At 72.0% G+C, this 13,974-nt stretch carries 14 protein-coding genes; 3 read left to right on the top strand and 11 right to left on the bottom strand.

The annotated features are described in order from the left end of the window. Positions 1–80: 80 nt before the first annotated feature. Positions 81–1,031 carry an ABC transporter permease subunit gene (locus tag NDW01_RS21245; RefSeq protein WP_252823010.1) on the bottom strand — a complete coding sequence of 317 codons (951 nt, stop codon included), beginning with the start codon at positions 1,029–1,031 and terminating at the stop codon, positions 81–83. Next, positions 1,012–1,926, bottom strand: a complete 915-nt coding sequence (locus NDW01_RS21240) for an ABC transporter ATP-binding protein (protein WP_252823009.1) — start codon at positions 1,924–1,926, stop codon at positions 1,012–1,014. The genes NDW01_RS21245 and NDW01_RS21240 overlap by 20 nt, the downstream gene beginning before the upstream one ends. Positions 1,927–2,182: 256 nt before the next feature. Here NDW01_RS21240 and NDW01_RS21235 point away from each other — a divergent pair, with 256 nt between their 5' ends. Further along, positions 2,183–3,364, top strand: coding sequence for a lipase family protein (locus NDW01_RS21235; protein ID WP_252823008.1), 1,182 nt, complete (start codon positions 2,183–2,185; stop codon positions 3,362–3,364). Positions 3,365–3,374: 10 nt separating this feature from the next. Here the strand turns inward: NDW01_RS21235 and NDW01_RS21230 are convergent, their stop codons facing one another. From NDW01_RS21230 to NDW01_RS21195, 8 genes are all read right to left on the bottom strand, one after another. After that, the gene (locus NDW01_RS21230; protein WP_252776073.1) at positions 3,375–4,001 is read right to left on the bottom strand and encodes a thymidylate synthase; all 627 of its coding nucleotides are present in this window, start codon (positions 3,999–4,001) and stop codon (positions 3,375–3,377) included. Position 4,002: 1 nt separating this feature from the next. Beyond that, complete coding sequence (locus NDW01_RS21225; RefSeq protein ID WP_252776071.1) at positions 4,003–4,701, bottom strand: hypothetical protein; 699 nt, start codon at positions 4,699–4,701, stop codon at positions 4,003–4,005. A 281-nt stretch (positions 4,702–4,982) separates the two neighbouring features. Next, a complete protein-coding gene (gene ilvC / locus NDW01_RS21220) occupies positions 4,983–5,966 on the bottom strand; it encodes a ketol-acid reductoisomerase (RefSeq protein ID WP_252777402.1) in 984 nt (327 codons plus the stop codon). Between the two features lie 30 nt (positions 5,967–5,996). Next, positions 5,997–6,521, bottom strand: a complete 525-nt coding sequence (gene ilvN, locus NDW01_RS21215; protein WP_252776070.1) for an acetolactate synthase small subunit — start codon at positions 6,519–6,521, stop codon at positions 5,997–5,999. 5 nt (positions 6,522–6,526) lie between these two features. Next, the gene (locus NDW01_RS21210) at positions 6,527–8,371 is read right to left on the bottom strand and encodes an acetolactate synthase large subunit (protein WP_256512628.1); all 1,845 of its coding nucleotides are present in this window, start codon (positions 8,369–8,371) and stop codon (positions 6,527–6,529) included. 238 nt (positions 8,372–8,609) lie between these two features. Continuing rightward, a complete protein-coding gene (locus NDW01_RS21205; RefSeq protein WP_252823006.1) occupies positions 8,610–9,164 on the bottom strand; it encodes a cysteine hydrolase family protein in 555 nt (184 codons plus the stop codon). 24 nt (positions 9,165–9,188) lie between these two features. Continuing rightward, a complete protein-coding gene (locus NDW01_RS21200) occupies positions 9,189–10,631 on the bottom strand; it encodes an MFS transporter (protein WP_252823005.1) in 1,443 nt (480 codons plus the stop codon). Then, positions 10,628–11,077, bottom strand: coding sequence for a MarR family winged helix-turn-helix transcriptional regulator (locus NDW01_RS21195; RefSeq protein ID WP_252823004.1), 450 nt, complete (start codon positions 11,075–11,077; stop codon positions 10,628–10,630). The genes NDW01_RS21200 and NDW01_RS21195 overlap by 4 nt, the downstream gene beginning before the upstream one ends. Before the next feature lie 166 nt (positions 11,078–11,243). Here NDW01_RS21195 and NDW01_RS21190 point away from each other — a divergent pair, with 166 nt between their 5' ends. Then, positions 11,244–11,993, top strand: coding sequence for a glucose 1-dehydrogenase (locus NDW01_RS21190; protein ID WP_252823003.1), 750 nt, complete (start codon positions 11,244–11,246; stop codon positions 11,991–11,993). Positions 11,994–12,152: 159 nt separating this feature from the next. Continuing rightward, the gene (locus tag NDW01_RS21185) at positions 12,153–12,617 is read left to right on the top strand and encodes a MarR family winged helix-turn-helix transcriptional regulator (protein WP_252823002.1); all 465 of its coding nucleotides are present in this window, start codon (positions 12,153–12,155) and stop codon (positions 12,615–12,617) included. Positions 12,618–12,632: 15 nt separating this feature from the next. Here the strand turns inward: NDW01_RS21185 and NDW01_RS21180 are convergent, their stop codons facing one another. Continuing rightward, positions 12,633–13,922, bottom strand: a complete 1,290-nt coding sequence (locus NDW01_RS21180) for an MFS transporter (protein ID WP_252823001.1) — start codon at positions 13,920–13,922, stop codon at positions 12,633–12,635. Between the last annotated feature and the right edge of the window lie 52 nt (positions 13,923–13,974).

The following is a 13,974-nucleotide window of genomic DNA, read 5'->3' as shown; positions in this document are numbered from 1 at the left end:
TCCCAGTCCACCCGGCGCGCCCACACGTCCCCGGCAGGCAGGGCCGGTTCCTCCCGCTCGCCGGTCCCATCACGATCTCATCAGCCCACGTCGGACCGGCGGAAGAGCACGACGGCCGCGAGCACGCCGACGAGGGCGGTGGCCGCGAGGCCGGCCAGGCCGGCCGACGGCCCCGGCGGAGAGCCGGTCGCGGGGATGAACCGCGACCAGAAGTTGTCCGGCAGCGTGGTGACCGACCCGAGCCCGGCCGCGAAGCCCATCCACTCCTGAACCCAGGTGGCGGGCGTCCAGCGCGCGGTGCCCGGCAGCCCGGCCAGCGCCAGCGCCGTCACGAAGATCCCGGCCGTGGCGGCCATCGTGCCGATGGAGCCGCGCGTGACGACGGCGGCGAGCACCCCGATCACGGCGAACACCGCGACGACCGCCAGTGCCCGCCCGACCTGCCCTGCCGAGTGCCGCAGCTCGTCGGCCGCCGAGGCGTGCGGGGACGGCAGATGGTACGCCCGTACGAGGATCGGGCCGGCCACGGCGAGCGCCGCCCAGCACGCCGCGATGAGGCCCACCGCGGCCAGCCACAGGCTCACCAGCTTCGCCGCGAGCACCCGCTCGCGGCGGCCGCAGTGGGTGAGCACGGTCTTCAGGGTCCGTCCGGACCACTCGCCTCCGACATGGCCGCCGGCGAGCAGGGCGACGGCCAGCACGCCGGGGAGCGAGGCCATGAGCCCGGCCGCCTCCGCGCCGGCGGCCGCCGGGTCGAGCTGCGCCGCGGTCCGCTTCGCGTCCTGCAGCCGCCGAACGCGGTCGAGCGCCGCCCGCGCGCGGACGCTCACCTTCGTGGCCTCGCACGCCGGTCCCTCCGGCATCCTCAACTCGGTGCACGAGGACGGCACGCGTCCGGCGTCGGCGGCGTTCTTCGCGGCGTTGGACGCGCCGCCCACCGCCAGCAGAACGCAGAACAGCATGACCGCGAACGCGACGCCGTACAGCAGTGGCCGGTTCAGCTTGCGCAACTCAGCGCGCAGGGATCGCACGGTCGTCCTCCTCGGTCGCGGTGAGGGTCAGGAACGCCTCTTCCAAGCCGGGTCGTTCGACGAGGATCTCCCGGGCCCACACGCCGGCGCGGCCGAGAGCCTCGTTGACCTCACGGCCGTCGGCCTCCTCGACCAGCAGCGTCCCCGGGCCGTCGACACGGGCCCGCCGCCCCGCCAGGACCTCCCGGGCACGATCCCGATCGCCCTCGTCGAGGACGACCCGCACCCGCCGTCGTACCGTGGCCAGCTCGGCGACCGGTCCCTCCTCGACCAGGCGCCCCCGGTTCATCACCGCCACCCGATCGCAGACCTGCTCCACCTCGGCGAGCAGGTGACTGGACAGGAACACCGTCGTGCCGTCGTCGGCCAGAGCGCGCAGCAGGGCACGGAACTCCCGGATGCCGGCCGGGTCCATGCCGTTCGTCGGCTCGTCCAGCACGAGCAGCGCCGGGTCGCGCAGCAGCGCCGCCGCCAGTCCCAGCCGCTGCCGCATCCCCTGGGAGTACCCCTTGACCTTCCGGTCCGCGACGGAGGACAGACCGACCCGGTCCAGGGCCGCCGCCACGGCGTCACGGCGTCGCGGCGGCGGCCCGTGCAGGGCGAGAACGTCGAGGGCGCGCCGTCCGGTCAGCCACGGATGGAACGCCGGCTCCTCGATCATCGCGCCGATCCGGGCCAGGCCGTCCGGATCCGGGAGCGGCCGGTCGTTCACCCAGGCCCGCCCGGCCGTCGGCGTGATGAGGCCGAGCAGCATGCGCATCGTCGTGGTCTTGCCCGAGCCGTTCGGCCCCAGGAAGCCGAAGACCTGACCGCCCCCGATCGTCAGGTCCAGCCGGTCGACCGCGACGGTGTCGCCGTACCGCTTCGTCAGTCCCTCGCATCGGATCACCTGCATGGCACCGACCGTAGGCAGTCACGGCCGCGCGGTCCTCCCCCGGCGGGCTGAACCGGAGGTCGTCCATTCGACGACGGGGCGGCCGTGTCGTACGGGTTCCGGCGCCGCCGTGCCGCCCACCGCCGGCCTGCCGTGCCGTGGGGATCCGGGGCAGCCGGGGTCCGTCCGCCGGTCGGGCGGGTCGTCGAACGGGTGAGGCACTGATCGGCCGCCGGCACGAGGACAGACGTCCGCGCCGCTCCTAGCGTCGTCACGCATGAAACGGTTGATCTCCATCGGGGCCGCCGGAGCGATCCTGCTCACCGGGTGCTCCGGTTCCGGTACGGATCCCGACGCGGGCGAGGCGAGCCCGCACCCGCGCCCCGCCTGGGCGTTCTACCGCCCGCCGGTGCCCCTGCCGCGGCGAGCGCCCGGCACCCTCATCCGCAGCGAATCGGTCGCCGCGCCGGCGGGAGCGCGCGCCTGGCGCATCCTCTACCACTCGCGCGACACGGCGGGCCGGGACATCGCCGTGTCCGGCTCGGTGTTCGTCCCGGGGGGCGCGCCGCCGGCCGGAGGACGGCCCGTCGTCGCGTGGGCCCATGGGACGACGGGACTGGGCGACTCCTGCGCGCCGTCCACCGACCCGGACCCGATCGGCGGGATCGAGGACGGTCGCGCGCTGCTGGCGGCGGGCGACGCGATCGTCGCGACCGACTACGAGGGCCTGGGCACTCCCGGGCCCCATCCCTACCTGGTCGGGAAGAGCGAGGCGCACTCCGTCCTGGACGCGGTCCGTGCCGCCGCCCGCCTGCCGGGCGCCGCCCTGGGCAGGTCGGTCGTGGTCTTCGGCCACTCGCAGGGGGCGCACGCGGCGCTGTTCGCCGGTGAGGTCGCGTCGTCCTACGCGCCCGGCCTCCGCCTCGTCGGCGTGGCGGCGGCGTCACCGCCCATCGACCTGCCCGCGCTGGCGCGCCATGTCACGGACCTCGACTACGGCACCGGGCGGCTCGTCGAGGTGGCCGCCGGGTACAGCGCGGCCGACCCGTCGGCCCGGCTGGAGTCGATCATGACCGCCGCCGGCCGGGCCCGGCTGGGCGTCCTGGAGAAGGGATGTGACGACGAGGTGATCGAGGCGTACTCCAAGCTGTCCGCGGGCAAGGTCTTCACCCGGGATCCGCGCACGACACCGCCCTGGTCCACCGGCCTGGCCGCCGACAGCGTCGGCGCGCTCCCCCGGGCCGTCCCCGTCCTCATCCTGCAGGGCGGGCGCGACCCGATCATCCCGCCCGGGGTGACCAAGGCCGCCATCGGGCGGATGTGCGGCCGTGGCGGCGTCATCGCCTACCGGCTCTACCCGCACGCCTACCACAACGTCGTGCCCTCGGCGGCCCCGGATCTGAACGCCTGGATCAGGGCGCGCCTCCACGGCGATCCCGCGCCGGACGACTGCCGCTGACCGCGCTCGCTCAGGCGGCGCCGCGCATGGCGGTCCGCGCCAGAACGGCGGTGACGGCGCCGGTGTCGGCAATGTACACGTGCGGCACGTCGACGAAGACCCGCATCGTCCCGGCGGGGAGGCCGACCGCCCCGGCGACCTCCACCTGCACCGCGCGCAGCGGCAGGTAGTTCAGATAGCTCGTGAAGGCGTTCTGCGAGCGGAACGTCGCGGTCATCGACAGGCGCGAGGACCGTACGCGGAACGCCAGGGCGGCGAGGCACGGCACGGCGTCCTGCCGCTCGCCGGGGACCGTGAGGGAGATCCACCCGCTCTTGGTCCACGGACGGACCCGCAGCAGCTCGATCACCCAGTCGATCTGGTCCACGCCGAGCAGGTCGCGCAGCCGCGCCCCGTAGCTGTACTTGAAGGGAGGCACGACGTCCGTCCGGGTGAACTTGGCGGTGTAGCGGGCGACGGCCTCGGCGTCGCCGTACGCGCGGACGATCGGGTCGTCCCAGCCGAGCGTCGCTATCTCGAACAGCCGCGGCGGCGCCTCGATGACCGGGCCCCGGTCGTCCAGGCCCGCCACTCCCGTCGTCCAGACGTGCCGCATCAGGCCGATCCACGCCTCGCCGCACGTGTGCCAGCGTTCCACCTCAGGACTCCACCGACGGGAAGCCGTACGGGTTGGCCGGGCCCTGCCGCCGGCGGGCCGCGCCGAGGCGGACGTGGTAGATGAGGAACAGCAGCGTGGCGGTGACCGCGATCCAGACCGTCACGACGATCATGGTCGGCCGTGCGCCCGACAGCCCGAGCAGCCCGATCGAGATGTACGCTGCGTCGACGATCGCGAGCCCGATGGCGGTGAGGCCGGAGCTGGAGGTCGGCGCGAACGCCTCCGGGTAGGCGGGGTCGACCGGCAGGTTCGGGGCCCAGCCGACCTGGCTGAAGTGGTCGCGGAGCTCCTCGACGTAGAGCAGCCGGAAGTTGTTCACCGCCCGCGCGGTGCGCAGGTGCCGGGACGTCGCCTCGATGAGGCGGAGGTACGGCAGGACGCCCATCGCCCCGAAGATCGCCGTGAGGGCGAAGACGTACGCGGGGATGCGGTGCCAGGACGTCAGCGCGGCCGGGTCGAGAACCTTGGCGCTGGTCAGCGCGACCACCGCGGCGAACGGCGCGGCGAGCAGGCTCATCGCCAGCCGCAGCATCTTCAGCCGCTCGTCGGAGGCGGCGAGGTAGACCTGGTAGATGCCGCCGAAGTCGGTGGCCAGGAGGGGGATGAAGTCGGTCGGGTCGATCTCGGCCCGGCGTTCGTGGTGTTCGGTCTTCGAGGGTCCTAAAGATGTCTTACGCATGAGCCCGTCCCGCTCTCGCGCCTCAGGGCACGGTTCCGGGCACCCACGACCACCGGCGTCGAAACCGCCCATTTACCGCCGTAAGTATCCTCCTTCCCGCCGCCGGTCTGTGCCGAAATGAGGTTGAGGCGCGCCCCGAACCGGCATTCGTAGCACTGACTTACGAAGTGCTATTGACCAAGCCCGAGGTTCCGGCGGTTGCCGACTTTCGCGCCCCCGGACGACGTCGCCCCGGCGGTGCGGTCGCACACGCCGGGGCGAGGTTCAGCCGGTCCGGTGGATCAGTCCTGCAGCCAGGACATCATCGGGCGGAGCTTGGCGCCGGTCTGCTCGATCGGGGAGTTCTGCTCCTCCTCGCGGCGCTTGAGGAAGTTCGGCCGGCCGGCGTCGAACTCCTCCACGAGCTCCTTGGTGAAGGTGCCGTCCTGGATCTCCTTGAGGATCTTGCGCATCTCCTCGCGGGTCTCGTCGGTGATGATGCGCGGGCCGCGGGTGTAGTCGCCGAACTCCGCGGTGTCAGAGATCGACCAGCGCATCTTCGACAGGCCGCCCTCGTACATGAGGTCGACGATGAGCTTCATCTCGTGCAGGCACTCGAAGTAGGCGGCCTCGGGCTGGTAGCCGGCGTCGACGAGGGTCTGGAAGCCCGCCTTGATGAGCTCGGAGACGCCGCCGCACAGCACGGCCTGCTCGCCGAACAGGTCGGTCTCGGTCTCCTCCTTGAAGGTCGTCTTCAGCGCGCCCGGACGGGTGCCGCCGATGGCCTTCGCGTACGAGAGGGTGAGCGGCCAGGCGTTGCCGCTGGCGTCGCGCTCGACGGCGACGAGCACCGGCACGCCGCGGCCCTCGGTGTACTGGCGGCGCACGAGGTGGCCCGGGCCCTTCGGCGCGACCATGGCCACGTCGACGCCCTCCGGCGGCTCGATGAGGCCGTAGCGGATGTTGAGACCGTGCCCGAAGAACAGGGCGTCGCCCTCGACGAGGGACGGCGCGATCGCGTCGGCGTACACCTGCCGCTGCAGGTGGTCCGGGATCAGCACCATCGTGAGGTCGGCCTCCTCACAGGCCTCCTCGGGCGTGACGACGCGCAGGCCGTCGTTCTCGGCCTTCTCCCGGCTCTTGGAGTCCTTCGGCAGGCCGACGCGCACGTCGACGCCGGAGTCGCGGAGCGAGAGCGCGTGCGCGTGCCCCTGGCTGCCGTATCCGAGCACCGCGACGTGGCGGCCCTGGATGACGCTCAGGTCGGCGTCGTTGTCGTAGAAGATCTCAGCCACTTGATCTTGCCTCTCTAGATCTCACGCGCTGCGCTCGATGGCGCGCAACGAGCGGTCGGTGATGGAGCGGGCGCCACGGCCGATGGCCACCATGCCCGACTGCACCAGTTCCTTGATACCGAACGGCTCCAGGACCCGAATCAGAGCCTCCAGTTTGTCCCTGCTGCCGGTGGCCTCGACCGTGACCGCGTCCGTGGCCACGTCGACGACCTTCGCGCGGAAGAGCTGGACCGTCTCCAGAACCTGCGAGCGGGTCTCGGAGTCGGCGCGAACCTTGATCAGCACCAACTCGCGCTGCACCGACGCCGAGGGGTCCAGCTCGACGATCTTAATGACGTTGACCAGCTTGTTCAGCTGCTTGGTCACCTGCTCCAGCGGGAGCTCCTCGACGTTGACGACGATCGTCATCCGGGAGATGTCCGGATGCTCGGTCGTGCCGACGGCGAGGGAGTCGATGTTGAATCCGCGCCGGGAGAACAGCGAGGCGACCCGGGCGAGAATGCCGGGCTTGTTCTCGACCAGCACCGAAAGCGTGTGCCTGCTCATGTCAGTCAGTCACCGTTCTCCCAGTCGGGCGCCATGTCCCGGGCGATCTTGATCTCGTCGTTGCCGGTGCCGGCCGCCACCATCGGCCAGACCATCGCGTCCTGGTGGACCACGAAGTCGATCACGACCGGGACGTCGTTGATCTCCATGGCCTTGGCGATCGTGGCGTCCACGTCGGCGGCGTTGTCGCAGCGCAGCCCGACGCAGCCGTACGCCTCCGCGAGCTTGACGAAGTCGGGGATCCGCCGGGACTGCAGGTCGCTGTTGGAGTAGCGCCCGTCGTAGAACAGGGTCTGCCACTGGCGGATCATGCCGAGGTTGCCGTTGTTGATGACGGCGACCTTGACCGGGATGCCCTCGATGGCGCAGGTGGCCAGCTCCTGGTTGGTCATCTGGAAGCAGCCGTCGCCGTCGATCGCCCAGACCGGGGTGTCGGGCCGGCCCTGCTTGGCGCCCATCGCGGCCGGCACGGCGTAGCCCATCGTGCCGAGCCCGCCGGAGTTGATGAACGATCCGGGGTTCTCGTAGCCGATGAACTGCGCGGTCCACATCTGGTGCTGGCCCACCCCGGCGACGTACAGCGCGTCCGGGCCGACGACCTTGCCGATGCGCTCGATGACGTACTGCGGCGCCAGGCTGCCGTCCTCCGGCTGGTCGTAGCCCAGCGGGTACGTCTCGCGCCAGGCGTTGAGCTGGCGCCACCAGTCCTCGTAGTCGCCCTTGCGGCCCGCCGCGTGCTCGGCGCGCACGGCGTTGACCAGGTCGGTGAGGACGTCGCGGGCGTCACCGACGATCGGCACGTCGGCGTGGCGGTTCTTGGAGATCTCGGCCGGGTCGATGTCGGCGTGCACGACCTTCGCCCCGGGGGCGAAGCTGTCCACCCGGCCGGTGACCCGGTCGTCGAACCGCGCGCCCAGCGTGACCAGCAGGTCCGAACGCTGCAGCGCGCCCACCGCGCCGACGCTGCCGTGCATGCCGGGCATGCCCATGTGCAGCGGGTGGCTGTCGGGCAGCGCGCCCTTGGCCATCAGCGTGGTCACCACCGGGGCGCCGGTCAGCTCGGCGAGGGCGCGCAGCTCGTCGGCGGCCCCTGCCTTGAGCACTCCACCGCCGACGTACAGCACCGGCCGCTTGGCCTCGACGAGCAGGCGGGCGGCCTCGCGCACCTGCTTGGCGTGCGGCCGCGTCACCGGCCGGTAGCCGGGCAGCTGCATCGGCTGCGGCCAGGTGAAGTCGGTCTCGTTCTGCAGCGCGTCCTTGGAGATGTCGACGAGGACGGGGCCCGGCCGGCCGGTCGAGGCGATGTGGAACGCCTCGGCGATCGTACGGCCGATCTCGGACGGGTCGGTGACCAGGAAGTTGTGTTTGGTGATCGGCATCGTGATGCCGGAGATGTCCGCCTCCTGGAAGGCGTCCGTGCCGATCGCGCCGCTCGCGACCTGGCCGGTGATCGCGACGATCGGCACCGAGTCCATGTACGCGTCGGCGATCGGCGTCACGAGGTTCGTCGCCCCGGGGCCGCTGGTCGCCATGCACACGCCCACCCTGCCCGTCGCCTGCGCGTACCCCTGAGCGGCGTGGCCGGCGCCCTGCTCGTGCCGTACAAGGATGTGGCGGATCTTCTGCGAGTCGAAGAGGGGGTCGTACGCGGGGAGGATGGCTCCGCCGGGGATCCCGAAGACGGTGTCGACGCCGACCTCCTCCAGGGCTCTGATGAGCGCCTGGGATCCGGTCATCCGTTCGGTCATCTGCTTCATCCTTGTGGTCTTGAGCGCTGGGCTCTGCCCCTGAGCGTGCCGGGCGGGCGGTGCCGTCCGGGACGCGGTGCGCGGGGCCGGGGTTATGGCCAACAAAAAACCCCTCGCGCCGGATGGCGGTCGAGGGGAGCGCGCAAGCGATCTACTCGGTCAGCTTGCGCGCCGACCAAGTACGAGAATCAGGTTGCGGTTCATGGTGTCAACCATGGTGGGTTTCCCGGCCCGCGTCAAATCCCTGGACGGTATGTCTCACTATACGAGATCAACCCGGTGCTTCGCGCACGGTGGCCGCCGGCCACGCCCAGCGCGTGACCGGCGGCCTGCGGCGGCGTCACGCCAGGGCCGACACCCACTCCTCGACGGAGACCACGTCCGCCTGACGGGGGAAGACCTTCTCGGTGAGGACCCGGTGCACCTCGGGGTCGCCATCGAGGCAGCCGTCCGCGAGGACGGTGAGCCGGTAGTCGAGGTCGGCGGCCTGACGCAGCGTCGACAGGACGACGCCGCTGGTGGCGATGCCCGCCAGGACCAGATGCTCGATCCCGCGGGCGCGCAGGACCATCTCGAGGTCGCTGCCGGCGAAGGCGCTGACCCGCTTCTTGGTGATCACGATGTCCTCCGGCCGCGGCTCGATGTCCGGGTGGACGGCCGCGCCGGGGTCCTCGGGCGTGAAGGCGCCCGCGGGCAGGGCCCCGAACGCCTTGTTCCGCTCGGTCGTCTCCGGATGGCCGGAGCGGAAGCCGATCACGACGTGCATCACGGGGATGCCGGCCGCGCGGGCCGCGTCGATCGCGCGGACCACGCGCGGCAGGTAGGCGGGGTCCGATACGCGGCTCACGATCCCCTGCTGGACGTCCATGACGAGCAGGGCGGTGTTCTCCGTCATTTTTTTCCCATTTCTGGTAGGTGATCAGGCCCGGGTCGTTCCGGGCCGGAGGGAGGTTTCGTCGTCGTCCTTGCCGATCCGGCGCAGCGAGCGGTCGGTCACGGTGACCGCCAGGAACGCGGCCCCGGCGGCGAGCATGAACCAGGCCAGGTGGTGCAGGCCGCCCGTGTCGGCGCGGTGGGAGAAGAAGGCGCCGCAGGCGGCGGAGGAGACCATCGCGCCCAGGTAGCTGAAGGTGCGCAGCAGCCCGGCGGACGAGCCGATCCGCGCCGGGTCGGCCTGGTGGTACACCGAGTTCTGCAGGGCGAGGCTGTTCAGCCCCTGGGGAACGCCGCAGACGATGGCCACGGCGACGAGCAGCCACACCGCGCTTCCCCGGTGGAGCAGCAGGAGCAACGCGCAGGCCGCGATCTGGCCGGTCGCGCCCACGAGGAGCTTGCCGCGGATCTCCTTGTGCCGCCCGGTCAGGGTCGAGACCAGGATGCCGGTCAGGAACAGCGGCAGCTGCGCCAGCCCGGCCTGTGACGCGGACAGCCCACGCCCGTCCTCCAGCCACTGCGTGTAGCCGTAGAGGAAGGAGTAGGACACGACGTACGCGAGGAGCGCGCGGGCGTAGGTCAGCAGCAGGGGCACGTTGCCCCCGAGGACGCCCAGGTCGATGAACGGCTCGGCCGCGCGCGACTCCCGCAGGGCGAAACCGGCCGCCGCCACGACGGCGAGCGCCGGGAGGTACCAGTGACCGGCTCCGGGCTTCATCAAGAAGAGCAGCAGCGCGACCAGCGTCACGGCGAACAGGGCCATCCCCGGCAGGTCCAGCCGGGCCGTCGGCCGCTCCCTGGTAGTCCGCTCGGGCAGGGGTGTCCTCGGCAGGCGCAGCGAGCCGACGACCAGGCCGGCCACCGCGAGCGGGATGTTGACGGCGAAGGTGGTCCGCCAGCCGCCCACCGCGATCAGCAGTCCGCCCAGGGTGGGACCGATGACGGCGACGGTCTGGGTGCTGACCGCGATCACCGTCAGCACGCCGGCGGGGCTGCCCCTGCCGGTACGCTCCGCCTCACTGCGGATGAGGTGCATCGCGGCGGGATAGCCCGCGCAGGTCCCGAAGCCGAGCAGCACCCGCGCGACCACGAGCACGCCCAGGTTCGGGGCGAGGAGGCCGACCAGCCCCGCGATCCCCACCAGGGAGGTGCCCGCGAGGAACAGCCGACGCGGCCCGTACAGGTCGATCAGCCGCCCGACCACCGGCTGACCGATCGAGGTCGCGAGGTACAGCGCGGAGACCAGCCAGGCCGTCTGGGAGGGCGGCGCCCCGAACGCGGCGCCGATCGGCACCAGCGCGACCGAGACGATCGAGGAGTTGATCGGGTTGAGCACCGCGCCGAGGATCATCGGGGCGAGCAGCCTGCGGTCGAAGGCCTCCCCCGCCTCGCTCCCGGCACGGCGGGAGCGTTCGGCCTCCGCCCTCATCGGTGCGTCAGCCGGTCCAGCAGGGCCAGCGCCTCGATGATGGTCTGTCGTTCGCCCTCGGTGTAGTCGTCTTCGAGGGCGCGGGCCAGCCACTCCTCGCCCGCGCGGCGCTTGTCCTCCAGATACGCCTGCCCGGTCTCGCTCACCGAGAGCAGTTGCCGGCGGCCGTCGCCGGGGTCGCGCCGCCGCTGGATCAGGCCGCGCTCCTCCAGCACCGCGAGCGTGGCGGCCATCGACTGCGGCCGTACGCGTTCGGCGGCTGCCAGGTCGCTCGCCGACGCCGGTCCGGCCTTGCTCAGCCTGCTCAGCGCGGACGTCTGCGACGGCGTCAGCCCCTCCGTGTCGTAGGTCTCCCGGAACCGCCGGCGCAGGCGGCCGACCACCACGCGGACCTCGCGCGCCGCGCGGACGGCCGATTCGGAGACGGCCGGATCGATCTCTGCCATGCCGACCACGGTAAAACCTTCAGCCCAAACTGTCCAGTTCAGCCTGAACAGTATGAGCTGCACATTTTCTCTGCGGCGGAATTGGTTGACACGTCACCTAGTTGCGGTAACTTAGTTGAAGCTTGAACAACCCACCCGGGTTGGCGAACCCGAACAGGAGAGAACCATGGGACAGCTCGACGGAAAGACCGCCGTCGTCACGGGCGGCACCAGCGGCATCGGACTGGCCGCGGCCCGGCGGTTCGCACAGGAGGGCGCCCGCGTCGTCATCACCGGACGCCGCAAGGAGACCCTGGACGAGGCCGCCGCCGCCATCGGCGGATCGGTGACCGCGGTCCAGGCCGACAGCTCCGACCTGGCGGACCTCGACAGCCTCTACGCGACCCTCGCCGACCAGGGGCTGCGCATCGACGTCCTGTTCGCCAACGCCGGCGGCGGTGAGTTCAAGACGCTCGAAGAGGTCACCGAGGAGCACTTCGACGCGACGTTCGGCACGAACGTCAAGGGAGTGCTGTTCACCGTCCAGAAGGCGCTCCCGCTGCTGAACGACGGCGCGTCGGTCATCCTGACCGGCTCCATCGCGGCGACGGCGGGCAGCGAGGCGTTCGGCGTCTACGGCGCGTCCAAGGCGGCGATCCGGTCCTTCGCCCGCACCTGGGCCAACGAGCTCAAGGGCCGCGGCATCCGCGTCAACTCCATCGCGCCGGGACCGATCGCGACCCCGGGCGTCGACGGGCTCGCCCCCGACGACGAGCAGGCCGCGCAGCTCCGGGACCAGCTGGCGGGCACCGTGCCGCTGGGCCGCATGGGCCGGCCGGAGGAGGTCGCCTCCGTGGCCGTCTTCCTCGCCTCGTCCGAGAGCAGCTTCGTCACCGGCACCGAGCTCTACGTCGACGGCGGCGCCGCCCAGGTCTGAACGGCAGCGGCCGGGCCGGCCGACATCCGGCCCGCCCGGCCCACCGCGGCCCGGATGACCTCGCACGCCTGGCGGGGACCGGCCTCGCTCACACGGCGGTGGTCGCCGTTTGCTCCGGAAGTGAAGCGTGACACGTCAACTTCCCCGTACGGTGGTCTCATGAGCACGGAGACCCGCTGGCTGACGGCGACCGAGGAACGGGCGTGGCGCGGCCTCCTGAGGATGAGCGATCTGCTGGTCAGCCGGGCCGGGCATTCGATGCAGACCGGGTTCGGGCTGTCCGCCACCGATTACACGGTGCTGGCCGAGCTGACCCGGACGCCCGACGGCCGGCTGCGCATCCAGGAGCTGTCCCGCGTCCTGGGCTGGGAGAAGAGCCGCGTGTCACACCACCTCGCGCGCATGGTGAAGCGCGGCCTGGTCGCCCGCGAGGAGTGCGCGGACGACAGGCGCGGGGCGTACGTGGTGGTCACCGCCGCGGGCCGAGAGGCGATCACGGCCGCCGCCCCGCGGCATGTGGAGGACGTCCGGCGCTTCTTCCTCGACCACCTCACCCCCGGCCAGATCACCCTCTTGGCGGAGATCGCCGACCTGGTCATCGAGAGGAACACCGAGGACCGCTGAGGGCCGCGGGCCCGGTCAGGCGGATCCGACGTCGGCCGCCTCCGGAGCCGTGTCCGCGACCTCCGCCGGGCCGTGCTCCTCCCCGCCGCGGGGCGCGTCCTCCCCCGTACGCCACGGCAGGAGGAACGACGTCGCGATCAGCAGGACGCCGGCCACGGCGATGGCGGTACGGGCGCTCGTGAGGCCAGCCAGGGCGCCCCACAGGGCCGTCATCCCGGCGATGGACGCGCGGGAGCCGACCCTCCAGGTGGTGAGGACCCGGGCCGTCTTGTCGTCGGCGGTCCGCTCAAGGCGGCGCGTGGCCATGACGGGGTTGTAGACCCCCATGCACGTGATGATCCCCAGCTCCGTCGCCATCACGACGAGGAGACCGGCCGTGCCACGCCCCGTGAAGGCGAGCCCGGCGAGCCAGAGGACCCTCCCGACACCGAAGACGAGCAGGATCCTCCGCTGCCCGTACCGGCGGACCAGGGGCCCGGACAGCCGCGCGCCCAGGATGCCGCCCAGGCAGGGCACGCCGAACGCGAGCCCGTACTGAAGCGTGCTGAACCCGAGGTCGTGCAGCATGAGATACATCAGCAGCGGGGCCGTGGCCATGATCAGTCCCCCGGCCAGCATGCCATTGGCGAACAGCAGCCGCAGTTCCCGGTCGGCGGCGATCGCCCGCCAGCCCTCGCCGATGTCGGCCAGGCGCGAGCCGCTCTCCGCCCGGACGGGAGGCGCGGGCTCGGTCCGGGCGATGGCGCGGATCCCCAGCGCGGACAGCAGGTAGCTGACCGCGTCGAGGAGGATCGTCACGACGGGCCCGAGCGCCCCGATGAGCGCTCCGCCCGCCGGGGGGCCGATGGCCGTCGAGACCCAGGTGACGGTCTCGAAGCGGCGGTTGGCCTCCAGCAGGTGCGGCCGGCCCACCAGCGACTTGAGGTTCGCGCCGGCCGCCGCGGTGAAGACGACGTCGGCCACGGCGACGACCACGGTCACGACGATCAACTGCAGATAGGACAGCGTCCCCGTCGCGTACCCGATCGGCACGCTGAGCATCGCGACGAAGCGCAGCAGGTCCGCGCGGATCATCAGCCGCCGCTTCGGCCGGTACTCCACCCACGGGCCCAGCGGGAGGGCGAGTGCCGCCGCGGCCACCGCGCCGGCCGCGGCGAGGAGGGACACCTGCGCGGCGCTGGCGTGGACGACCCGGACCGCGAGGATCGGGAGCGCGTCGAACGCGAGCCACGTGCCCAGCGTGCTGACCGCGAAGGCGCGCCACAGCCACGCGAAGTCCCGTCCCAGCCCCTCGCCCCGCGCCATCCCGTGCTCCCCTCTCCGCAGACCGCCCGTCGACCGTCAGCGATCCAACACC

It is taken from the genome of Actinoallomurus soli (assembly GCF_024055715.1).
Taxonomy (GTDB): Bacteria; Actinomycetota; Actinomycetes; order Streptosporangiales; family Streptosporangiaceae; genus Actinoallomurus; species Actinoallomurus soli.
The sequence above is the reverse complement of the archived record's forward strand: the minus strand, read 5'-3'. Positions and strand labels throughout refer to the sequence as shown.